16 protein-coding genes and 1 tRNA gene are annotated in these 21,811 nt (G+C 69.8%); 7 read left to right on the top strand and 10 right to left on the bottom strand.

Going from position 1 to position 21,811, the window contains the following annotated elements; all coding sequences use genetic code 11:
• The first annotated feature begins 21 nt into the window (after nt 1–21).
• From PGN14_RS15590 to PGN14_RS15600, 3 genes are all read left to right on the top strand, one after another.
• A tRNA-Pro gene (locus tag PGN14_RS15590) sits at nt 22–98 on the top strand.
• A 389-nt stretch (nt 99–487) separates the two neighbouring features.
• Nucleotides 488–1,330, top strand: coding sequence for a helix-turn-helix domain-containing protein (locus tag PGN14_RS15595; RefSeq protein ID WP_335300500.1), 843 nt, complete (start codon nt 488–490; stop codon nt 1,328–1,330).
• A gap of 71 nt (nt 1,331–1,401) precedes the next feature.
• A complete protein-coding gene (locus tag PGN14_RS15600) occupies nt 1,402–1,821 on the top strand; it encodes a VOC family protein (RefSeq protein WP_335300501.1) in 420 nt (139 codons plus the stop codon).
• Between the two features lie 19 nt (nt 1,822–1,840).
• Here the strand turns inward: PGN14_RS15600 and PGN14_RS15605 are convergent, their stop codons facing one another.
• Nucleotides 1,841–3,316 (bottom strand): S10 family peptidase, encoded by a 1,476-nt coding sequence (locus PGN14_RS15605; RefSeq protein WP_335300502.1) that lies wholly within the window; start codon nt 3,314–3,316, stop codon nt 1,841–1,843.
• 258 nt (nt 3,317–3,574) lie between these two features.
• Between PGN14_RS15605 and PGN14_RS15610 the strand changes: the two genes are divergently transcribed.
• Complete coding sequence (locus PGN14_RS15610) at nt 3,575–4,564, top strand: LacI family DNA-binding transcriptional regulator (protein WP_335300503.1); 990 nt, start codon at nt 3,575–3,577, stop codon at nt 4,562–4,564.
• Between the two features lie 138 nt (nt 4,565–4,702).
• Here the strand turns inward: PGN14_RS15610 and PGN14_RS15615 are convergent, their stop codons facing one another.
• On the bottom strand, nt 4,703–6,190 hold the full coding sequence (locus PGN14_RS15615; RefSeq protein WP_335300504.1) for an alginate export family protein: 1,488 nt from the start codon (nt 6,188–6,190) through the stop codon (nt 4,703–4,705).
• Between the two features lie 12 nt (nt 6,191–6,202).
• Nucleotides 6,203–7,543 carry a dicarboxylate/amino acid:cation symporter gene (locus tag PGN14_RS15620; protein WP_335300505.1) on the bottom strand — a complete coding sequence of 447 codons (1,341 nt, stop codon included), beginning with the start codon at nt 7,541–7,543 and terminating at the stop codon, nt 6,203–6,205.
• A gap of 308 nt (nt 7,544–7,851) precedes the next feature.
• Here PGN14_RS15620 and PGN14_RS15625 point away from each other — a divergent pair, with 308 nt between their 5' ends.
• Complete coding sequence (locus PGN14_RS15625; RefSeq protein WP_335300506.1) at nt 7,852–9,285, top strand: aldehyde dehydrogenase family protein; 1,434 nt, start codon at nt 7,852–7,854, stop codon at nt 9,283–9,285.
• A 229-nt stretch (nt 9,286–9,514) separates the two neighbouring features.
• On the opposite strand, the gene PGN14_RS15630 is transcribed toward PGN14_RS15625, so the two are convergent.
• The 5 genes from PGN14_RS15630 to PGN14_RS15650 are packed head-to-tail and all read right to left on the bottom strand — an operon-like array spanning nt 9,515 to nt 15,461.
• Nucleotides 9,515–9,934 carry a hypothetical protein gene (locus tag PGN14_RS15630; protein ID WP_335300507.1) on the bottom strand — a complete coding sequence of 140 codons (420 nt, stop codon included), beginning with the start codon at nt 9,932–9,934 and terminating at the stop codon, nt 9,515–9,517.
• Entirely contained in the window at nt 9,927–10,652 is a 726-nt protein-coding gene (locus PGN14_RS15635; protein ID WP_335300508.1) for a GDSL-type esterase/lipase family protein, read from the bottom strand. The genes PGN14_RS15630 and PGN14_RS15635 overlap by 8 nt, the downstream gene beginning before the upstream one ends.
• Complete coding sequence (locus PGN14_RS15640; RefSeq protein WP_335300509.1) at nt 10,634–12,058, bottom strand: carboxylesterase/lipase family protein; 1,425 nt, start codon at nt 12,056–12,058, stop codon at nt 10,634–10,636. The genes PGN14_RS15635 and PGN14_RS15640 overlap by 19 nt, the downstream gene beginning before the upstream one ends.
• Nucleotides 12,055–14,427, bottom strand: a complete 2,373-nt coding sequence (locus tag PGN14_RS15645; protein WP_335300510.1) for a glycoside hydrolase family 2 protein — start codon at nt 14,425–14,427, stop codon at nt 12,055–12,057. The genes PGN14_RS15640 and PGN14_RS15645 overlap by 4 nt, the downstream gene beginning before the upstream one ends.
• Nucleotides 14,424–15,461: a LamG-like jellyroll fold domain-containing protein gene (locus PGN14_RS15650; RefSeq protein ID WP_335300511.1), complete on the bottom strand. Its 1,038-nt coding sequence runs from the start codon at nt 15,459–15,461 to the stop codon at nt 14,424–14,426. The genes PGN14_RS15645 and PGN14_RS15650 overlap by 4 nt, the downstream gene beginning before the upstream one ends.
• A 129-nt stretch (nt 15,462–15,590) precedes the next feature.
• Between PGN14_RS15650 and PGN14_RS15655 the strand changes: the two genes are divergently transcribed.
• Nucleotides 15,591–16,931, top strand: a complete 1,341-nt coding sequence (locus tag PGN14_RS15655) for an MFS transporter (protein WP_335300512.1) — start codon at nt 15,591–15,593, stop codon at nt 16,929–16,931.
• 139 nt (nt 16,932–17,070) lie between these two features.
• Here PGN14_RS15655 and PGN14_RS15660 read toward each other — a convergent pair whose 3' ends face one another.
• Nucleotides 17,071–17,949, bottom strand: a complete 879-nt coding sequence (locus tag PGN14_RS15660; protein ID WP_335300513.1) for an ROK family protein — start codon at nt 17,947–17,949, stop codon at nt 17,071–17,073.
• A gap of 28 nt (nt 17,950–17,977) precedes the next feature.
• Nucleotides 17,978–19,174, bottom strand: coding sequence for an ROK family transcriptional regulator (locus PGN14_RS15665; protein ID WP_335300514.1), 1,197 nt, complete (start codon nt 19,172–19,174; stop codon nt 17,978–17,980).
• A gap of 113 nt (nt 19,175–19,287) precedes the next feature.
• Between PGN14_RS15665 and PGN14_RS15670 the strand changes: the two genes are divergently transcribed.
• A complete protein-coding gene (locus PGN14_RS15670; protein WP_335300515.1) occupies nt 19,288–21,789 on the top strand; it encodes a glycoside hydrolase family 3 protein in 2,502 nt (833 codons plus the stop codon).
• The last annotated feature ends 22 nt before the right edge of the window (nt 21,790–21,811 follow it).

Raw genomic sequence — 21,811 nt, forward strand, 5'->3', positions numbered from 1 at the left:
GGCCTAACCGGAGCCCGGCGTCGGGGAGTGGCGCAGTCTGGTAGCGCGCCTGCTTTGGGAGCAGGATGTCGCAGGTTCGAATCCTGTCTCCCCGACCATCGACAGCGGCTCGCGATACGGGCAAGACAGGCCGGCCCAAGGGCATCCGCGTCACCTCACGTCGCGGAATCGCAATCGTGTCTCCCTGAAGCTGGCTGTCACCGGTCGACGCGAGGAGGCGCGCGGCGACCTGTCGGGACGAACCGGTCGTTCTGCGGCGACACGATGGCACCCATCGTACAGCGCTTGGCACCACGCAGGATGGCCCGGGGGATTCGTTACCCATTCCCGATAGACCTTGCGCTCGGCGATCATGCCCCCGCGCGGCGAGCCGTTCGGGGGGAGTCCCGCTCCCGCGCCGACGTCCCCCGCCCGCATATTGCATGTGCGCCCGTTCGACCGGATAGTGCGACCGGGCGCCGCGATCCGCGAGTGAATGATGCCGAGGTTGAGCCGGACACGATCGTTCGATGACGGCCAGGATCGCTGGACCTTCACCGATGCCGCGCCCGACCCTGCGCTCGCGGGCGCGATCGGCGGCTATGGCTGGTGGAGCGAACGGACCGCGACCTTCGACACCCGGCGCGAACTGGCGGGGACGGACGGCACGCTGATCGTCAATCTCGCCAGCGATCTCGAACTGGTCGATGCCGCGGGGTCGGTCCGCCGTCTGCCGGCGGGTGGCGCGTTCGTCGCGGGATTGTCGCAGCGGACGTCGCTGTCGCGCTCGACCGGCGCGATGGAGGGTATCTATCTGCGCGCGCCGCTGGCCATGCTCGCGCGGATCGCGGGCACGTCGGTGGCCGAGCTGACCGACCGGGTCGTCACGATCGACGACCTGCCCGCCCTGCGTCGCCTGGCCCCCGGCGAGCGGCTGCTGGAGGCGCGCGACGACGAAGGGCGCTGGCGGGTGCTGGACGATATCGTCGCGGCGCGCCTGTCGGCCAGTGCACCGCAGCCGCCCGCGCTGCACCGGATTGCCGCGGGATTGTCGGCGGGGATCGCGGTGGAGACGCTGGCGGGGGAGCTTGGCTGGAGCCGCAAGCGGCTCGCCCGCACCTTCTTCGACGCGTTCGGCCTGCATCCGCGCACCTTCGCCGGCCTCGCCCGCTTCGAGCGGTTCGCGGCGCTGCTGCAGGGTGACCCGCACCTGTCGCTGGCGGCGATCGCGATCGACGCGGGCTATGCGGATCAGGCGCATCTGACGCGCGAGGTGCGCCGCTTTGCCGAGGTGACGCCCGCGGCGCTTCGCCGGCAGGTGATACCCGCGGGCGGCGGCGTGCGCGATTGAGCGCAACCGTTCAAGATCGCTCCCGACCCACCGCCTACACCCGCTCCCATCGACCAACGAGGAGCAACGTCATGTCCGTCACCCCAGCGATCATCCCCGTCCTGCGCTACGCCGATGCCCCGGCGGCGATCGCCTTCCTCTGCACGGCCTTCGGGTTCGAGCGGCATGCGGTCTATCCCGATCCCGCCGACGCCAACCGGATCGCGCATGCCGAATTGCGCCGGGCCGGACAGATGGTGATCCTGTCGACCGCGATGGCGACGCCGTTCGCGGAGGCGGCGGGCATGCGGACGGCGGAGGAAATCGGCGGGATCACCCAGGCCATCTACGTCGTCGTGGACGAGGTCGACCGGCACGCCGCGGTGGCGCAAGCGGCCGGCGCGCGGATCTTCCTGCCGCCGCAGGATCAATCGCATGGCGGACGCAGCTACAGCGTATTCGACAGCGAGCGGAACGCCTGGACCTTCGGCAGCTACGATCCGCTGGCCTGACGGGGGGCCTGTTCCGGCCTTACCGCGCGGTCGTCGTCGCGACGAAGCGGCGGAGGTCGTCCGCGAACGTCTTGAGGCTGTCCTCCACCGTGTAGAACATGTGGCCGCCGTGATAGTCGTGCGTTTCCACGCGATCGAGCGGCAGGCCCGACTGGTTCACCAGATAGTCCATCGCCCCGATCGTGGTCTGGGTGTCGTAATAGCCGTTGGCGACGAACAGCCGCAGCCGCGGATTGGCCTCCATCGTCCGCTTGAGCTGGCCGACATAGGGCCAGTCGCCGAACGGCGTCTTGTTCTCCGCCCATTGCCAGTCCGCGAAATGATCCTCGGCCGGATTGTCGAGCGCATAGACACCCGCCGCCGCGGGCACCTTCAGGAAATCCTGGAAGTAGCGCGCCGCCTCCGGCTCGTAGCGCGAGGCGTAGGGTGCCGAATTCCTGCCGTCCGGCACGAAGTAGCGGGCGTCGTTCGTATCCAGCCGCTTCCCCGGGAACAGCAGGCGCTGGTACGCGGTCTTGGCGACCTTCAGGCGCTGGCGCAGGAATTCCTCCGCCGGCAGGCCGGTGAATTCCTGAAGCCGGCGCGCCACCGCGGCCTTGCGCTCGGCGGGCGCGCGATCGCCCTGGAACAGCACGGTCAGATACTCGCCCGCGCCATAGTCGCGCGCGTCCTTGATGAAGGCGTCGAAGCTCCGCCCCTTGCGCTCCACCTTGTCATGCGCCCAGCCGATCGCGGCGAGCGTCGGCAGCGACACGGCATAGCTGATGATATTGTTGGGCCGCTGGGCATATTCGATGATGTTCACCGCCTGGCCGAGCAGCGCGATGCCGGCGACCGGATCGCCGGCCTTCTGCAACTGGTCCGCCGCCTCCACCGCACGCATCGTTCCATAGCTTTCGCCGATGAGGAAGACCGGCGCCGTAGGACGGTTGTGCAGCCGGCGCCATGCCTGGACCAGTTGCGCGAGTTGCCGTCCGTCGGCGACGTTGGAGAACTGGCTCTCCGGCGCGATGCCGGGCAAGGTGCGGCTGTAGCCGGTGTTGGCGGGATCGAAGATGACGATGTCGGCCGCATCGAGCGGGGCATAGCCATTGTCGACCACCTTGAACGTCGCGGGATCGGCGGCAAGGTCGTTGGGAATGGCGATGCGCTTCGGCCCGAATGCGCCCATGTGGAGCGGCGTGGTCGGGGCGATCGGGCCGCCGTTGAACACGAAGGCCACCGGGCGCCCGGCCGCCATGCCGTCGGCGATATAGGAGGTAGCCACCAGCCGCGCGGCGGGCTTGCCGTCCATGCCGTCGACGACCACGGGTTCGACCGTGGCGGTGTAGGCGACCGCCTTGCCGCCGAAGACGCCCTTGTGCTTCGTGACGACGGGCGCCGCCAGCGACACCGGCGACAGCGGGGGCCGTTCGGCGCGCGGCGCGTCCTGCGCGGCGAGCGGCCACGCCGCCGACGCCAGCGCCGCGCATATCATGTAGCGGATCACCGTCATTCCCGACCCCTCCCCTTCCGTCACCGGCACGACGATCGCCCGGACCCGTCGCCGCCCTTCGGCCAATCTATGCCGCGGTTCCGCATAAATCCCGTCGATTTGACGGAAGGGGCGTCCGTTTCCAGCCCTGCCGCCCCGCCGCGAAGGCCTGCCGCGCAACGATGATCCGCGGCGGAGGTCCGCCGTGACACATTACGTGACGATTGCGGCGCGCATCCCCTCTCGCCCCGCACGTCCGGGCGCGATAGGGAATGGGTCATGCCGATGAAACTGGCCGATCTTGCCGCGATCGCGGGTGTCTCCACCGCCACGGTGTCGCGTGCCCTGTCCGGGCATCCCGCGGTCAGCAAGGCGACGCAGGAACGGATCGTCGCGCTCGCGCGCGAGCATGACGTCCGCCCCAACCAGCTGGCGCGCAACCTGCGGCTGCGCAGCACCGGCGCGATCGGGCTGGCGATGCCGCTGGGCCATGCGCGCACGCAGCACCTGACCGATCCCTTCTTCCTGTCGCTGCTGGGTTTCCTGGCCGACCTGCTGGTCGAACGCGGCTATGATATCCTGCTGTCGCGCGTGCTGCCCGACGGATCGGACTGGCTGGGGCATCTGGCCGACGGCGGGCGGATCGACGGCCTGCTGCTGATCGGCCAGTCGGACCAGTATGACGCGATCGAGCGCGCCGCGGAGCGCTATCGCCCGCTGGTGGTCTGGGGGGTCAACCGCCCGGGCCAGCGCCACCTGACGATCGGGTCGGACAATGTCGCGGGCGGCGCGATGGCGGCGCGGCACCTGCTGGAACGCGGGCGCCGCCGGCTGCTGTTCGTCGGCGATCCCGGCCCGCCCGAATTCGCGGATCGCTGGACCGGCTATCGCGACGCCGCGCGGGCGCAGGGGGTGGAGCCGGAGCTGCTGTCCACGGTGATGGATCCCCATGCGGTACATGCCAGCGTCGCGGCGCGCTTCGCCGCCGGCGCGGCACCGGACGGCGTCTTCGCCGCGTCGGACGTCGCGGCGATGAGCGTGGTGCGCGCCGCGGTGGAGGCGGGACTGGACGTGCCGGGCGATCTGGGCGTCGTCGGCTATGACGACGTGACGCTCGCCGCGCAGATGTCGCCCCCGCTCACCACCATCCGCCAGGACCTGGTGCAGGGCGCCGCGTTGATGGTCGACCGCCTGCTGCGGCGCATCGCGGGCGAGGATGTCGGCTCCGCGGTGATCGCGCCGGAACTGATCGTTCGGGCGTCGAGCTGAATCGGGAGATTTTCAAGCCCCTCTCCTTTAGGGGAGGGGTGGGGGTGGGGGAGGTCTCACCGAGACCGTCGCCTCTGACTGCCTCCGGCGGACAGCCCCACCCCAACCCCTCCCCTGAAGGAGAGGGGCCTACGATCATCAAAACCGGAAGCTCACCCACCCCGCGAGGAAGTCCGAGCTGCGATACCCCGCCTGTTTCAGCGACGGCCCGGCGATCAGATGCTCGTACCGCCCCGTCACCGACAATCGCGGCGTGATCGACCAGATCGCCTGTAGCCGCGCCACGTCGGCGATCTTCGCGTCCGCCACGTTCTGCGTTCCCGCGAACGGCTGGCCGTTGGCGCGATAGACCGCGTCGCGCACGTTATCGCGCCACGCCAGCTGATATTCCGCGGTCACGCGGAGCGCCTTCGTCGGGGAGACGGTGACGTTGGGCGCCACCGCGATCAGGTTCGACGGCGTCAGGAACAGGCCATAGCTGTAATAGATGTTGTTGCCGAACGGGGCATAGGCGTTGCGCAGCGTTCCGTCGCCATAGCCGCCCCCGCCGCTGGCGTAATCGGCATGGACGCCGACGCGCACGCCCTGCGGCGACGCCCCCAGCCGGTAGGTCTGCGCCAGGAACACCTGCCAGGCGTCGATCTTCTGGTCGATGTACGTGCCCCATTGCCGGTTGGCGGACCAGTCGATCGTCCAGCGCCCGGCGTCGCCCCACAGGCGCGCGCCGGCATAATAGCGCTTGGCCGGCCCGATCCGCCCGCCCCAGGCGCCCACCGCATTGCGCCGCCGCCACAGGAAGGGATCGAAATACAGCTTCGATCCGCCCAGCCAGCGGCGCGGCACCACCAGCCCCAGCGTCATGCCGGAGAAGCGCCGCGCCGGATCGATCACGTCGTCGTCCGCACCCAGATCGCCATATTGCGTCGGCTTCAGGTCGAACACGTCGATCCGCGCGAGCGGCGTCCGCGCCCAGGCGCGCCAGCCGTTCAGCGTGTAGCGGATCGTGTTGTTGTCGCGCTGCGACACCAGCAGATTGGGACCGTCGGTGAACTCCTGCCGGCCATAGCGCACGCCGACGTCCGCCCCCATCACGTCCGCCCCCGCCTCGACGAACGCCTGCTGCACCACCAGATCGTTGCGCAGCGTCGCCGCGGGCACGCCCAGCGCCACGCCGGAGATGCCGCCATGCGCCACCTCGACGAAGCCGCGCAGGTGCGGGCCGACATGCACGTCGGCGCCCAGCACCAGCCGGCGGATGTCCTGCCGCTGCGCGCGCGTCTCACGCAGATTGGGGTTGGTGGTGTGGTTCACCCGCACGCGCGCCTCGCCCGACAGCGTGACATAGATGTCGCCATCACCGTCCAGCGGCAGGAACTTCAGCCGGTCGATCGGGTCGCGCCGCTTCGCCGGATCGCGCAACGCGCTCCAGTCCTCCGCCCAGCGCGACAGATTGTAGCCGTTGGTGTTCGCCCCGTCCCCCGCCGCGGCCTGCGGATAGGAGGTGACGGTCGGGGTGGCGGGGTTGCGCGTGCTTCCGCCCTCGCTCGGCGCCACGGTCTGTGCCGCGGCGGGGGTGCTCAGGATGAGCGCCGCGGTGGCGCCGGTCGCGCAGATGCTGCGGATCATCGATCGGCCTCCTTATTCGGCGGGGACGGCGTCGGCGTCGATCTGGTCGATGCGCGGCGCACGCCCGGCCAGCGCGTCGTCGAAGCGCGCACGGTCCAGCCGCCCTTCCCAGCGCGACACGACCACCGTCGCCACCGCATTGCCGATGAAGTTGGTCAGGCTGCGGCACTCGCTCATGAAGCGGTCGACCCCCAGGATCAGCGCCATGCCCGCCACCGGCACGCTGGGCACGATCGACAGCGTCGCCGCCAGCGTGATGAACCCCGCGCCGGTCACCCCCGCCGCGCCCTTCGACGACAGCATCGCTACCGCCAGCAGCAGCAATTGCTGCCCCAGCGACAGGTCGACGCCGGTCGCCTGCGCGATGAACAGCGCCGCCAGCGTCATATAGATGTTGGTTCCGTCCAGGTTGAACGAATAGCCGGTCGGCACCACCAGCCCGACGATCGACTTCGGACAGCCCGCGCGCTCCATCTTCTCGATCAGGCTCGGCAGCGCGCTCTCGGACGAGGACGTGCCCAGCACCAGCAGCAGTTCCGCCTTGAGATAGGCGATCAGCTTGAAGATCGAGAAGCCGCACGCACGCGCCACCAGCCCCAGCACGACGACGACGAACAGCACCGAGGTGAGATAGAAAGTGCCGACCAGCGCCACGAGGTTGGCGAGCGTGCCGACGCCATATTTGCCGATCGTGAACGCCATCGCGCCGAACGCACCGATCGGCGCCGCCTTCATCAGGATCGCGACCACCTTGAACACCGCCAGCGACAGGTCCTCCAGCGCATGGAGCACGCGCTCGCCGCGGTCGCCGATCATGGCGAGGCCGATGCCGAACAGGATCGCGACGAACAGCGTCTGCAGGATGTTGCCCTCGCTCAGCCCGGATACGAACGTGTCGGGGATGATGTTGAGCAGGAAGCCGGTCAGCGTCGTGTCATGCGCCTTCGCCGCATATTCGGCGACCTTGCCGCCATCCAGTGTCGCGGGATCGATGTTCAGCCCCGCGCCCGGCCGCACGACATTGCCCACGATCAGCCCGACGATCAGCGCCAGCGTGGAGAAGGTGAGGAAATAGGCGAACGCCTTGCCCGCGACCCGCCCCACCGCGGCCAGATCGCGCATCCCCGCGACTCCGGTGACGATGGTCAGGAAGATCACCGGCGCGATGATCATCTTCACCAGCTTGATGAAGCCATCGCCGATCGGCTTCAGCGACTCGCCCGTCGCCGGCGCGAAATGCCCGACCAGCACGCCCGCGACGATCGCGACCAGCACCTGGACATACAGATGGCGATACCACGGCCGCGCTGCGGGCGGCGGCGTATCCGCCGCGGGATATGGGAGATGTGCCATGGCCTCGATCCTCTCTTCCGGTCGCCGTCGCTCGTCATCGCCGAACGCGGGATTTGTGCCGGAATGTTGCCCCTCCCCGCCACCCTTCGCCAAGGATAAAGCGACAAGTATATTATATATTGTATTTCAATATCTTGAGTTCTTTTGATCGCCAGAGAAGAGCAATATCCGGCACATCGACATCATGACACTGGGCAGAAACTTGCCCATGGAAAAATGATCTCCATCGCCCGTGCTCGCGGCTCTGGCGTCGCCGCCATGACTTCTGTTATGGCGCCGGTGACAAAGAAGCGATGGAGAGCGATGCGATGACGTTCGACGATGACTATGCGATGCTGATCGGCGGCGAGCGCGTCCGCGGCACCGCCACGCTGGACGTCGTGAACCCCGCGACGGAGGAGGTGATCGCCAAGGTTCCCGATGCCTCGCGCGAGGATCTGGACCGCGCCATCGAGGCCGCACGCGGCGCCTTCCCGGGCTGGGCGGCGACGCCGATCGCGGAGCGCAAGGCGAAGCTGATGGCGCTGGGTCAGGCGGTGCTGGCGCAGGCCGATTCCTTCATGCGGCTGCTGACGCAGGAACAGGGCAAGCCGCATGCGGAGGCGCAGGGCGAGGTGATGGGCGCCGGCTACTGGCTGATGGGCGCCGCCAGCCTCGATTTGCCGGTGACGGTCAACGAGGATTCGGCCGATCGCTACAGCGAGACGCGCCACGTGCCGCTGGGCGTGGTCGGCGCGATCTCGCCGTGGAACTTCCCGATGATCCTGGCGATGTTCAAGGTCGGCCCCGCGCTGCTGGCGGGCAATACAATGGTGCTGAAGCCGTCGCCCTTCACCCCGCTGACCACGCTGAAGTTCGGCGAGATCGCGGCGGAGATCCTGCCCGCGGGCGTGCTCAACATCGTCACCGGCGGTGACGATCTGGGGCCGTGGATGACCAGCCACCCCGGCTTCGACAAGATCAGCTTCACCGGCTCCACCGCGACCGGCAAGCGCGTGATGCAGTCCGCCGCGCCGACGCTGAAGCGGGTCACGCTGGAACTGGGCGGCAATGACGCCGCGATCGTCATGCCCGACGTGGATGTGGAGAAGGTGGCCGAGGAGCTGTTCTGGGCCGCGTTCCGCAACAACGGCCAGATCTGCATCGCGACGAAGCGGATGTACGTCCACAAGGACGTGTACGAGCCGCTGAAGGAAGCGCTGGTCGCCTATGCGAAGACGGTGAAGGTCGGCGACGGCGCCGAGCAGGGCACGCAGATCGGCCCGATCAACAACAAGCAGCAGTACGACCGCGTGCTCGACCTGATCCAGGACGCCAAGGACAAGGGCTATCAGTTCCTGGTCGGTGGCGAGAAGGCGGACGTGCCGGGCTATTTCATCCCCGTCACCATCCTCGACAACCCGCCCGAGGACAGCCGCATCGTGCAGGAGGAGCAGTTCGGCCCGGTCCTGCCGCTGCTGAAGTTCGATGATCTGGAGGATGCGGTGCGCCGCGCCAATGCCACCGAATATGGTCTCGGCGGCTCGGTATGGGGCAATGACGAGGACAAGGCGCTGGAGATCGCGCAGCGCATCGCCAGCGGCACCGTCTGGGTCAACGAGACGCAGCATCTGTCCCCCACCGCGGCGTTCGGCGGGATGAAACAGTCGGGCGTCGGCGTTGAAGGCGGCGTCGAGGGGCTGCTGGAATATACCAACGCGCAGACGATCGTGCGCAGGAAGCGCGCGCCGGTCGCGGCGTAACGTTCCGTCACCCCGGCCCAGAGCCGGGGTGACGGCCTCTGCGAGGCGCGCGGCGCGACCTTCGCGAGAGTAGCAGGACGTTGCCACCCGGCACCTCGTGCTCCGGCGCAGGCCGGAGCCCAGGGTCAGGCAGGACAACGTCTGATGCGACCGACAACCCCAGGCTCCTGCCTGCGCAGGAGCACGAGGGGGAGGTTCGCGAAGGTCCCGCCTGCGCCGGGGAACAGGCTCAATCTCCGGCCGACGACTGTTCGGCGGCGGCGTCCAGCACCGCCCGCACCGCGTCCTCGCTGACCCCGAACACCGTCGCCAGCCCCGCGACCGTGGCGCCGCGCCGCGCCAGTTCCACCATTCGGTCGTGATCGACATGGGTCGTATAGCTGCGCACGTCGCGCTCCACCCGCGCCTCGCCGGTGCGCGCCAGCGCGCCGGTCGACGCGCGGCGCTTCGGACGGGCGTCGCGTTCCTCGACGCGTTCGGTGCGGCGCTGGTCCTCCTCGACCCGCCGCGCCTCGCGCGCCTGTTCGCGCAGCCGCATCCCCGCCTCGCGTTCCTCCTGCCGGCGCGCGGTGCGCGCCTCGGCGGCGGCGATGCGCTCCTGCGCGCGGCGCTCCCGATCGGCGGCGCGCTGCGCCTCGCGGTCAGACATGCAGCCGCGCCAGCACCGGCGACAGCACGCGCTCCATCGCGTCATAGCCCTGGGCGGTTGGATGCACGCCGTCGGACGCGAACCCCGGCTTCATCGCCCCCGCCGCATCCGCCAGCGCCGGCGTGTAATCGACGAACGTCGCGCCCATCGCCGGCGCGCTGCGGCGCAGCCAGTCGTTGATCGCGCGGATCGGCGTCTGCACGTCCAGCCCCGGGCGCCACGGGAAGGTCGCAGCCGGGGGCACCGATGCCACCAGCACCGCGATCCCGTTGGCGCGCGCCAGCTGCACCATCGCGGTCAGATTGTCGCGCGTCTGCGCCAGCGTCATCGGCCCGGTATTGCCCGCGATGTCGTTCGTCCCCGCCATCAGGTGCATCACCTTCGGCTTCAGCGCGACCACATCGGCCATCATCCGCAACAGCATCTGCGGCGTCGTCTGCCCGCCGATCCCGCGATCGACCCGGCCCGGGGTGAAGAAGGCGGGACGCTTGTCGATCCACCCCTGGGTGATCGAATCGCCCATGAAGACGATGCCGGTGCGCGCGCCGGACGCGATCAGCCGCCGGTTGTCCTCGGCATAGCGCGCCAGCCACGGCCAGTCGGTCCTCAGCCGCGCGTCGGCGGCATCATCGGCCTGCGCCGCAGTGGCGGTGGCCAGCCCCGCCAGCGCGGCGGCACCGAACAGGGTACGGCGATCGATCATAGTCTGTTGGTCCATTGGCAGATGTCGGCGCGCAGCCCGCTCGCCGGGCGCGCGCCGGTCGCGTCGAGCGCCAGATAGGCGCCCTGCGCGCCATAGGCGGGCCACGCCGGCAGCGTCGCGCCATTGGGGTCGCCCGTCTTCACGAAATTGGCCCAATACTCCATCAGGCGGAGCGCGCCGAGCGGCTTGTCGCCATAGAGATACGGCATCTCCGCGGCATGATGCGTCATCGGGCCGTCGGGCACCTCGTCGAATTCATAGGACCAGACCTTGCCACCCTTGTCCGCGATCACGCGCGCCATGCGCTGCGCCGGGCAGCGGAAGGTGACGTCGGTCGCGATCTGCTGATCCAGCGTGCCCATGCGCGGGTCGGGCGCCGGATCAGCCTGATCCATTCGATAGAAGGCCCGCGCGCGGGCCTCGTTCGCGCCGAAGGCGGTGGCGACGAACGCATCGCGCCGCGTCCGCCCGCCGGGCAGGTCCAGCTCGAAACGATCGGTGCCGATCAGCAGGTCCAGCGCGGGGCGCGCCGCGATCAGCCGGTCAGGCGCCTCGGGCAGCACCGCGCCGTCCACCGTCGTGCGCAGCCAGCGGTAATCGTCCGCGGTCAGTACCGGGTCGTGCAATTGCTCCCCCGTCGCGATCGCGGCCGAGGACGCGGTACGGCGCAGCGTGGCGGCGTCGCCGCCGACCTTCATCAGCGCGTCGAACTGGTCGCCCATGCGCAGCGCCTCCTCGCGGGTGCGCCACGGCAGCCCGAACCCCGGTGTCCCGCTGCCCATGATCGCGCGGCGGAACAGCCCGCGCGCGGCGGGGGCCGCGATCAGCAGCCCGACGTCCTGCCCCCCAGCGCTTTCGCCCGCGATCGTCACCATGTCGGGGTCGCCACCGAAGCGCGCGACGTTCGCCTTTACCCAGCGCAGCGCCGCGATCTGATCCTGCAACCCGACATTGCCGCCGGTGCCGTCGCGCCGGTGCAGGAACCCCAGCGCGCCCAGCCGGTAGCGCACCGCCACCACCACCACGCCCTTGCCGACGATCGGGGATTGCACCGTATCGCCCGGCGATCCGGCGTAGTTACCGCCGCCATGGATCCACACCAGTACCGGGCGCCTGCCCGCCAGCGCGGTCGTGCCGACATCCAGCGTCAGGCAATCCTCCGACTGGAAGACATAGTCGCCATGGTTCCAGCCATAATCCGCCTGCGGACAGCTGCTCGCAGGCGCGGTGGCATCGCGCACCCCCTTCCACCGCGAGGGTGCGACGGGGGCCGCCCAGCGCCGCTCCCCCACCGGCGGCGCGGCGAAGGGGATGCCGCGAAAAACGACATGGCCAGCAGCGGTCGTCCCCCGCACCGGCCCCGCCTCGGTCGTCGCGACAGGTGCCGCAGCCGCCAGCAGCGCGACGATGCCCGCGATCATCGCGACCCCACCTTCGCCTCGGCGACGTTCCACCCGCGCAATGTGAACGCGGGCGTCGCGGTCACCGTCGCGGGATAGCGTACCGTCACCGTCTTCGTCTCGCCGGGCAGCAGCGCGACGTAATTGTCGCTGTAGAAGGCGGGAAGGATGCGCTTGCCCGCACCGTCCACCAGCGTCAGCTTCGCGTTCAGCGCCGGCACCTGACCCGCGTTGGTCAGCGTCACCGTCACCACGCGATCCTTGCCCTCGATCGCCGAAGCGGTGGCACCGGCGGTCAGCGTCGCCGGCGCCAGATCGTTGAGCGCGCGATAGGCCGCGGTATCGCGCCCGCGCCAGTAGAAGTTCTCCGACACCGGCCTGCCCGCTGCATCGGCCAGCTTCAGGCTGACCAGCACCATCGGGTTGGTCGCGAACAGCGCGTCCAGCGGCACCGCCGCCAGCGGCGTCGCGGCATTGGCCGCCGCGTCCACCGTATCGGTGCGCGTGAACAATTCGCGATTGTCGAGGCCGACGACGCGGACCGTCGCGGTCATCCCCGGCAGCGCCGTTTGCGTGGTGTTGAGCACCACCAGCTCGTTGCCGGGCAGGTTCAGCTGGACATGGACCGGCTCCGCCGCCTTCTTCGCCCCGTAGTACGCGGCGTGCGTGTCATAATCCCACGAATAGATCTGCCACGCGTTCGACGGCCATGCCGGGTGCGTCATCCACAGCAGCCGCCCGCTGTTCTTGGTCCATAGATGCCCCAGGAACCCCTCGTACATCGCCTTGTGGGTTTCCAGGTTCATCATCTGCGCCTTGCGCTCGAAATCGGCGAAATCCTTGCCGGGGCCGAACATCGTCGACAGCGTCTGCATGAACGTCTTCGTGTCGCCGTTCCCTGCGAAATGCCAGTCGTGGTACGCCAGCACGTCGCCCAGCGGCCAGCGGTCGGCGGCGGGCACGTAGCTGGCGATCGATTCCGCGGTCGACAGCGACGGCGTCCCCGTCTCGACCGAGAAGCCGGTGGCGAGGTCGGTGAAATAGCCGACCGGCGCGCGGTAATTGTACGGCCCCGATCCCTGAAGGTGCACCACGTTGCTGCTGCCGGTGAACCAGCGCGTGCCGTCCAGCTCGAACACCGCGTCGTCCAGCCCCTCGTTCAGCGCCGGATAGGGTACGCCTTCGTTACGCCCGAACCACAGGATGATGGACGGATGGTTGCGATAGCGCGCGATCGTGTCGCGCGCATTGGCCAGGAACAGCGACGCATCGTCCGGCTCGACCTGGAAATTCTGCGTCGACTGCCAGAAGTCGTTGAGGATCATCATGCCGTTCTCGTCGGCGAGGTCGTAAAACTCCTCCTCGGTGTTGGTCCCCATCCAGTTGCGGATGACGTTCATGTGCGCCTCCTTCTGGAGGCGGAAGAACGGCGCCAGCCAGTCGTAGCTGACGCGCTTCATCGCATCGTCCATGCCCCAGTTGCCGCCGCGCGCCGCGATCTTCACGCCGTTGACGCGGATCGTCAGGTGCGGCTCGGGCAGCGTCTCGCTGATCGCGGTCACCGCCTTCGACGTCTCGCCCGCCGGGGTCAGCGATTCGGCCCAGCCGGTCGGGGTCTGCTTGATCGCGGCATGGCGCACGTCGATCAGCTTCGTGCCCGCCAGCCCACCATCGGTGGTTTGCACGTTGACGCGGCGCGCCTGCCCCTTGCTGTCAAACAGCGACAGGTCGTAGCTGACCTCGCGGATGCCGAACCGCCCCGCCTTGCTGTCGGACACGCCCGACGCATCGCTCACCTGATAGGTCGCATGATAAAGGTGCGCGTCGCCATAGCCGTTGGGCCACCACAATTTCGGGTTGGCGACCTTCAGCTGCGCGAATTCGGCGGGAGTGAATCTCACCTCGCTGCGCCCCGCGGGCGCGGTGACGGTCTTCTCCACCGTCACGCCCTCGAACGCGACCTTCACCGTTACCGGCGCGGGCGCACCCGCATTGTCGATCGGCACGGTGACATAGACGTCCGCCACATCGGTGCGCGGCAGCGGCAAATCGGTGACGACATGCGGGTCCAGGATGCGGACATTGCCGTGCGCCACCAGCTCGACCGGGCGCCACAGCCCGGTGTTGCGGTCGCGGATGCCGGGAATCCAGTCCCACCCCTCGGTCGCGACGAAGGTGGGGCCGTCGATCGCCAGTTGCCCGCCGTTCTCGCCCACGCCTGCCTTCACCGACTGCTCGTGCGGGATGCCGGGGTGCGGCGGGGGCGAAACCTTCACCGCGATCACGTTCTCGCCCGCCACGGGGACGAAATCGAACTGCCCGCGGATGAACGCGCCACGCGTATCGCCCAGCTTCGCGCCGTTCGCCCACATCTCCGCGGCGTAGTTCACCCCCGCCGAAGACGAGCGTCAGCTTCTTGCCCGCGGCCCGCCGCGGGGACGGTGAAGGTGGTGCGATACCAATAATCCTGCCGCGCCAGACTTTCGGGAATCTTGAGGTTGTTCAGCCCGTAATAGGGATCGGGATAGACACCGCGGTCGACCAAGGTCTGCAACACCGTGCCCGGCACCGTCGCCGCGCGCCACGTACCGCCCGCACGACCCGGCCGCGACAGCGCCGCGCCATCGCCCGCCACCTCCGGCGCAGCGGCGAGTTGCCAGCCGTTGATCTGCCACCGGCCCGGCGCCAGCGCCTCGGTCGCGGGCTTCGCGACGACGGGTTTCGCGACCGGCGCGGTATAGGCGTCGCCCTTCGTCTGCGGCAGCGTCCACGCATCCTGCTGCTGCGTCAGGCCGATATTGGCCTGCTTCTGGAACGGCCAGCCGGCGCCCACCTGCCACAATTGCACATTGGCGAAATCCGGCCGCGTGCGCGCCGCCTGCGCCACCGCGCGCGCATCCAGCGCCGCCGCGTCCACCGTCGCGCCGACCAGCGTCCCGCCGAAATGCGGCTGCCCCGGGGTGGCGCGCGCGATATTCACCACCGGCGTCGTCGCCGCGGCCCGTGCCGCGCCCGACGCCACGCGCCGTCCGTCGACATACAGCGTCACGCGCGATCCGTCCGACACCGCCGCGACATGCGTCCACCGCGCGGGCGCGATCGCCGGCCCCGCCACCCGCATCGCGCCGTCGACCAGCATGAGCCGCCCGTCCGCCAGCACCAGCTCGCGCGCCGGGCCGACCCCGATCAGCGGCACCACGCCCGCCTGCCGCGCATCCGGCTTCACCCATGCCGACAGCGTATAGGGCGCGCCCTCCGCCGCCAGCGTCGTACCCGCTGCGCCCCCGATCGTGCGCTCCGCCCCGATCCCGCCGGGCAGGACGCTGACATTGTACGGGCCGCCGTTGACCGGCACCTCGGCCAGCGCAGGTGTCCATGCCGCCGTAGCCAACAGCAGCGCTGCTCCCTTTGCCAAAGCCTTCACGCGATCCTCCCGTTCCGATAAGCCGCCACCCGGTGGCAGCGATTGGCGCTATGCACGCCCGGCGATTAATGCCATCATATTTCCTAATTCGGCAAGTGCCGATATCGATGAGGGTGTTGGGGGAGGATGATGACGACCACGCGTACCACTCGAATGGCGTTCGTCGCGGTGACGACGCTGTTCCTCGCCTGGGGGTTCATCACCTCGCTGCTCGATCCGTTGGTCGCGGCGGTGAAGGGGGTGTTTACGCTCTCCGACCTTCAGGCACAGCTGAGTGCGTCCGCCTTCTTCCTCGCCTATGGCCTCGTGTCGCTGCCCGCGGCGGTGCTGGTGTCGCGGCGGCGACCGGTGCCCTCGATCCTGATCGCGCTGGCGATGATGGTCGGCGGCTGCCTCGTCATGCTCGCCGCCGCCAATCTCGCGGTCTATGCGCTGGTGCTGGCGGGGCTGTTCCTGCTGGCGAGCGGAATCACGATCCTTCAGGTCGCCGCCAACCCGCTCGCCGCCGCGCTCGGCGAACAGCGGCTCAGCCACTTCCGCCTCACGCTGGCGCAGGCGTTCAACTCCTTCGGCACGTTCGTCGGCCCGTATCTGGGCGCCGCGCTGTTCCTGGAGGGGCTGGAGACGAAGAACGGCGCCGCCGTGTCGCAGGCCGCACGCGCGCAGGCGCTGGTGGGGATCGACCGCGCCTTCTTCTGGATCGCGGGGCTGATCGTGCTGCTGCTCGCCTTCTTCTTCGCCGCGCGCAAGCGGGTGGAGGCGGCGGCGCCCGTCCTGCCCGCGCATGGAGGCGGCGGCGTGGGCGCGATGCTGCGCGACGCCACCTCGTCGCGCTGGGCGATGATCGGCGCGGGCGCCATCTTCCTCTATGTCGGTGCGGAGGTGTCGATCGGGACGCAGATGGCGTTCTTCCTCAACAGCGACGCGATCTGGGGCGCGTCGCAGGCGCCCGCCGCCTTCGCCCCGCTGGCGCATTTCCTCCAGCTCGACGCCACGCCCGGCGTGTCGTTGCAGGAGGCGGGGCGCGCGGTGTCGCTCTACTGGGGCGGCGCGATGGTCGGCCGCATCATCGGTGCGGCGTTGCTGTCGCGCGTCAACGCCGCGCGGCTGCTGATGACCGTCACGGCGGTGGCGGCGGCAATGTGCCTGTTCGTCGCGCTTGTCGGCGGGCCGGTCGCGGGCTTCGTCGCGCTGGCGATCGGGCTGTTCAACGCGGTGATGTTCCCGATCATCTTCACGCTGACGCTGGAGCGCTCGACCGCCAGTGCGGAGGCGACCTCGGGCCTGCTGTGCACCGCGATCGTGGGTGGCGCCGCGCTGCCGCCGCTGGTCGGCGCGGTGTCGGGCACGGTCGGCTATGCGATGGCGCTGGTCGTCCCGGCGGCCTGCTATATCGCGCTCAGCCTGTTCGCCACCGCCGCCCGCCGCGCGCCCGTGCACCAGATCGCGACCGGCGCGTCGGCGCATTGATCGCAAACGGAGCCGCCAGCGGCGGCTCCAGATGATCTCACGCGAAGCCGCGAAGACGCGAAGAGGTTGGTTCCGGACGCACCCTCTTCGCGTCTTCGCGGCTTCGCGAAAATCAATCGCGCTGCCTGACGGCAGCCGCCTATTGCAGCGCCAGCGCGATCGGCCCCAGCGGTCCGGCCTTCGTCCCCAGCCCCGGTGCGACGATGAAGTCGGTCGCCGGCAGCGTCAGGTAATCGCCGATCAGGTCGCGCACCCGCGAATCCACCCGCGCGATCAGATCGGGCCGCTGCGCCAGCACGCCGCCGCCCAGCAGGAAGCGGCGCGGCGCGGTGCTGCTGACCAGCGCCTGCACCATCTGCGCCAGCGCGTCGGCGACCAGATCCCATACCGGATGATCCGCCGCCACCGTCTCGCCGGGCACGCCCAGCCGCTTCAGGATCGCCGGCCCCGCCGCCAGCCCCTCTACGCAATCGCCGTGATAGGGGCAGGCGCCCGGAAAGTCGTCGCCCGGCACGCGCGCGATGCGCATATGCCCCGCCTCGCAATGCCCCAGCCCGCGCGTCGCACGCCCGTTGACGATCAGCCCGACGCCCACGCCGGTCCCCACCGTCACATAGGCGAAATCGTCCAGCCCCTGCGCCGCGCCCCAGCGCCCTTCCGCCAGCGCGGCGCCGTTGACGTCGGTGTCGAACGCGGCGGGCACGTCGTAGCGCGCGCTGAGCGGCCCCAGCACCGCGGTGTCGCGCCAGCCGGGCTTCGCGGTCGCGGTGATCGCGCCGTAATCGGGTGCCGCGGGGTCGAGCTGCACCGGCCCGAACGAGGCGACGCCCAGCGCGTCGAACCCGCCGTCGTGCCACCATCGGTCGAGCAGCAGCGACAGCTCGCCCAATGCACGCGGCGGATCGTCGCCGGTGACCACCGTATGCTGTTCCAGGATGTCGCCGCCGGGGGTCGCCAGCACCGCGATGCATTTGGTCCCGCCCAGTTCCACACCCGCGACCCGACCGTCACGCCCCATCCCGTCCCCCTGAAAAGTCAATCGCGCGTCAGCCGACCGCCGCCAGCACGCGGCGCGACGCGCCCGCGTCCGCGGGCAGCAACAGGTCGCCGAACGACAGCAATGCCGCGCCCACCGCGGGTGAATCCTCCGCCAGCGCCGCCGCCTGTACCGGTGCCAGCGCGGGCGCGTGCCGCCCGTGGAGCCGCACCAGCGTGTTGGTGCGCTGCGCCAGTTCGTCGACCAGCGCGATCGGCAGCCGCCCGCCGATCAGCACCGCGCCCGGATTGAGCAGGCAACTGACCGCGATCAGCGGCTCGACCAGCGCCTGCGCCGCGCGTGCGACCCAGTCGTGCGCCACCGCCGCGACGCGCGCGTTGCGCATGTCGGGCTGTCGCACGCTGACGTCGGTCAGCCCGGCCTCCGCAAAGGCGCGCGACAGGCCGGCGAGCGAAACGATGTTCTGCAATTGCGTGCGCCCGCCCTGCCCGTCGTCGACGATCAGGAAGCCGATCTCGCCACTGCGTCCGTTGGCGCCGTGATCGTACAGCGAATTGACCACCACGCCGCCGCCCAGCCCGAACGCGACCAGCAGGTAGAAGAAGCTGGCGTGGTGCTGCCCCATGCCGAACTGCATCTCGCCGATCGCCGCCGCGGCGGCGTCGTTCTGCACCACCACCGGCGCGTCGATCGGCTCCGCGAACAGCGACGCGATGTCGATCGTCGACCACACGTCATAGCCGGTCGGGCGCCCCGGCAGCACCACCGCACCCAGATCGTCGGGCAGCGCGACGCCGATCCCGCTGATCGCATCCTCCGCGATCCCGGCATCGGCCAGCAGCCCGCGGACATAGCCGCGATAGAAATCGCGCACGTCGTCGGGCATCGGGAACGCCATCTCGCGGCTGATCCGCGCGCGCACCACGCCGCCGAAATCCACCGCCACCATGGTCAGGTGATCGCGATCGATGTTGACCCCGATCGCGAACGCGCCGCCCGGGCTGACGACCAGCCGCGTCGCCGGCTGCCCGCGCCCGCCGCGCCGCTGGCCCGCAGGTTGCAGCAGCCCCGTTTCCAGCAACCGGTTGGTAATGTTGGAGACGGTCGCCGGCGTCAGCCCGGTGACCTGCGCGATCTCGGCGCGCGTCGCCGCACCCGCGACGCGGATCGCGTGCAGCACGACGCGCTGGTTGTGCTGGCCCGCATGTTCGATATTGGCACCGGTCAGCCGCGGCCGGGATCGCACATGCCGGTTCTGCAAATGGGGGTCGCCGCTCTCCATAGGGCTGCCTTTCTACGGCGTGGACAGAATAGATCAATCGTTTTACGCTTTTACCCGAAACGAGGTTCGGGAGAGTGATGATGCGTGGACGGGAATGGCTTTTGGCGGGGCTGGTGGGCGCGATGACGGTCGCACCGGCGATGGCGCAGCAAATACAGCCGGATACGCTGGGGGTGGAGACGGTCCATCCGGCGCAATGGCCGGCACCGCGCTGGCCCTATCCGCGCGATGCCGCGGTCGAGGCGAAGGTGGCCGATCTGCTCGGGCGGATGACCGTGGCCGAGAAGGTCGCGCAGGTGATCCAGCCCGATATCGCGCATGTCACCCCCGCCGACATGCGGAAATATCACTTCGGGTCGATCCTGAACGGCGGCAATTCCGCGCCGAACAATGACGAGTTCGCCCCGGCACCGGAATGGCTGAAGCTGGCCGACGCCTTCTACGACGCCTCGGTCGATCGCGCGAACGGCGGGGTCGGCGTGCCGATGATCTGGGGGACGGACGCGGTCCACGGCCATTCCAACATCGTCGGCGCGACGCTGTTCCCGCACAATATCGGGCTGGGCGCGACGCGCGATCCCGAACTGATCCAGCGCATCGGCGCCGCCACCGCGGAGGAGATCCGCGCCACCGGCATGGAATGGACCTTCGCCCCCACCGTCACCGTGCCGCAGGACTATCGCTGGGGCCGCGCCTATGAAGGCTATTCGTCCGACCCCGCGCTGGTTGCTGGCTATGTCGGCGCGATGATCCGCGGGTTGCAGGGCGAGCCGGGCAGGCAGGCGGTGCTGAAAGGCCCGCACGTCATCGCCAGCACCAAGCATTTCCTCGCCGACGGCGGTACGAAGAACGGCGTCGACCAGGGCGATGCGCAGATCGACGAGACCACGCTGCGCACGATCCACGGCGCCCCCTATGTCCCCGCGATCGAAAATGGCGTGGAGACGGTGATGGCCAGCTTCTCCAGCTGGAACGGTCGCAAGCTGACCGGGCACAAGGGGCTGCTGACCGACGTGCTGAAGGAGCGGATGAACTTCGGCGGGCTGATCGTGTCCGACTGGAACGCGCACGGCCAGGTCGCGGGCTGCACCAACGCCAGCTGCCCGACCGCGCTGCTCGCCGGGATCGACCTCTATATGGCGCCCGACAGCTGGAAGCCGCTGTACGAATCGCTGCTGGCGCAGGTGCAGTCCGGGCAGGTGCCGATGGCGCGGCTGGACGATGCGGTGTCGCGCATCCTGCGCGTCAAGGCGCGCATGGGGCTGTTCGAGGCGGGGCGCCCGTCGTCGCGCCCGCTGTCGGGGCAGTTCGACCTGCTCGGCAGCCCCGCGCATCGCGCCATCGCGCGCGAGGCGGTGGCGAAGTCGCTGGTGCTCCTGAAGCAGCAGGGCAACATCCTGCCGATCCGCCCCGGCGCGAAGGTGCTGGTGGCGGGCGACGGCATGGACGATATCGGCCGCCAGTCGGGCGGCTGGACGCTGACGTGGCAGGGCACCGGCGTCGACAACAGCCGCTTCCCCGGCGCGACCACGATCTGGAAGGGGCTGGACGACGCCGTCACCGCCGCCGGCGGCAAGGCCACGCTGTCCCCCGACGGCAGTTTCGCCACGAAGCCGGATGTCGCGATCGTCGTGTTCGGCGAGACGCCCTATGCCGAATTCCAGGGCGACCTGAAGGCGCTTCAGCTCGCGCCCGAGCTGCGCCGCCCGTGGGAGACGATGAAGGCGTTGAAGGCGAAGGGCGTCCCCGTGGTCGCGGTGATGCTGACCGGGCGCCCGCTGTACGTGAACCCCGCGCTCAACATGGCGGACGCGTTCGTGGTGGCATGGCTGCCCGGGTCGGAGGGGGCGGGCATCGCCGACGTGCTGGTCGCGGGGCGCGACGGCAAGGCGCCGCGCGGCTTCACCGGCAAGCTGCCCACCGCCTGGCCGGTCAGCGCCGCGCCGGGCGCCGCGACGCTGTACCCGCTCGGCTACGGCCTGACCGGCGCATCGGCCTGGACGCGGCTGCCCGAGGTGGCGGGCGTGCCCGAGGCGGCGACCGAGGGCGTGTACCTCGACCGTGGCACCCCCAGCGCGGCCTGGTCGCTGGAGGTCGGTGCGCCGGGCGGCTCGGCGACGCGCATCTCGACCGTGCCGGCCCGCGCCGCCGCGGGGCATGTCGCCGTCACCGCGACCGATCATGTCGTGCAGGAGGGCGCACGCCGCTTCGCGGTCGGTCAGGGACAGGCGACGATCGCGCTGTCGACGCAGGCGCCGGTCGACGTCACCCGCCAGTCGAACGGCGACGTCACGCTGGTGATGACGGTCCGCCGCGACGCCGCCGTCTCCGGCACGCCGACGATCGGCGTCCGCAACGGCGCAACGGTGACGTCCTTGCCCCTCCCCGAACTGGCCGCGCTGCCGCAGGGCCAGTGGAAGACGCTGTCGGTGCCGCTGAAATGCTTCGCCCGGGCGGGCGCGGACCTGTGGAAGCTCGACGTCCCCTTCGCGCTGACGCTGACCGGTCCGACCACGATCAGCCTGTCGCGCGTCGCGCTGGGGATGATCGCGGATCAGACGGCGGCGTGCGCGAAGTAAGCTCCCTCCCGTCACCCCGGGC

Origin of the sequence: Sphingomonas adhaesiva (genome assembly GCF_036946305.1) — a bacterium.
GTDB classification, from domain to species: domain Bacteria; phylum Pseudomonadota; class Alphaproteobacteria; order Sphingomonadales; family Sphingomonadaceae; genus Sphingomonas; species Sphingomonas adhaesiva_B.

Coding starts and splice junctions, on each gene's coding strand:
- PGN14_RS15600 (WP_335300501.1), top strand. CDS start 1,402: ATGTCCGTCACCCCAGCGATCATCCCCGTCCTGCGCTACGCCGATGCC.
- PGN14_RS15605 (WP_335300502.1), bottom strand. CDS start 3,316: ATGACGGTGATCCGCTACATGATATGCGCGGCGCTGGCGTCGGCGGCG.
- PGN14_RS15610 (WP_335300503.1), top strand. CDS start 3,575: ATGCCGATGAAACTGGCCGATCTTGCCGCGATCGCGGGTGTCTCCACC.
- PGN14_RS15615 (WP_335300504.1), bottom strand. CDS start 6,190: ATGATCCGCAGCATCTGCGCGACCGGCGCCACCGCGGCGCTCATCCTG.
- PGN14_RS15620 (WP_335300505.1), bottom strand. CDS start 7,543: ATGGCACATCTCCCATATCCCGCGGCGGATACGCCGCCGCCCGCAGCG.
- PGN14_RS15625 (WP_335300506.1), top strand. CDS start 7,852: ATGACGTTCGACGATGACTATGCGATGCTGATCGGCGGCGAGCGCGTC.
- PGN14_RS15630 (WP_335300507.1), bottom strand. CDS start 9,934: ATGTCTGACCGCGAGGCGCAGCGCGCCGCCGATCGGGAGCGCCGCGCG.
- PGN14_RS15635 (WP_335300508.1), bottom strand. CDS start 10,652: ATGGACCAACAGACTATGATCGATCGCCGTACCCTGTTCGGTGCCGCC.
- PGN14_RS15640 (WP_335300509.1), bottom strand. CDS start 12,058: ATGATCGCGGGCATCGTCGCGCTGCTGGCGGCTGCGGCACCTGTCGCG.
- PGN14_RS15655 (WP_335300512.1), top strand. CDS start 15,591: ATGACGACCACGCGTACCACTCGAATGGCGTTCGTCGCGGTGACGACG.
- PGN14_RS15660 (WP_335300513.1), bottom strand. CDS start 17,949: ATGGGGCGTGACGGTCGGGTCGCGGGTGTGGAACTGGGCGGGACCAAA.
- PGN14_RS15670 (WP_335300515.1), top strand. CDS start 19,288: ATGATGCGTGGACGGGAATGGCTTTTGGCGGGGCTGGTGGGCGCGATG.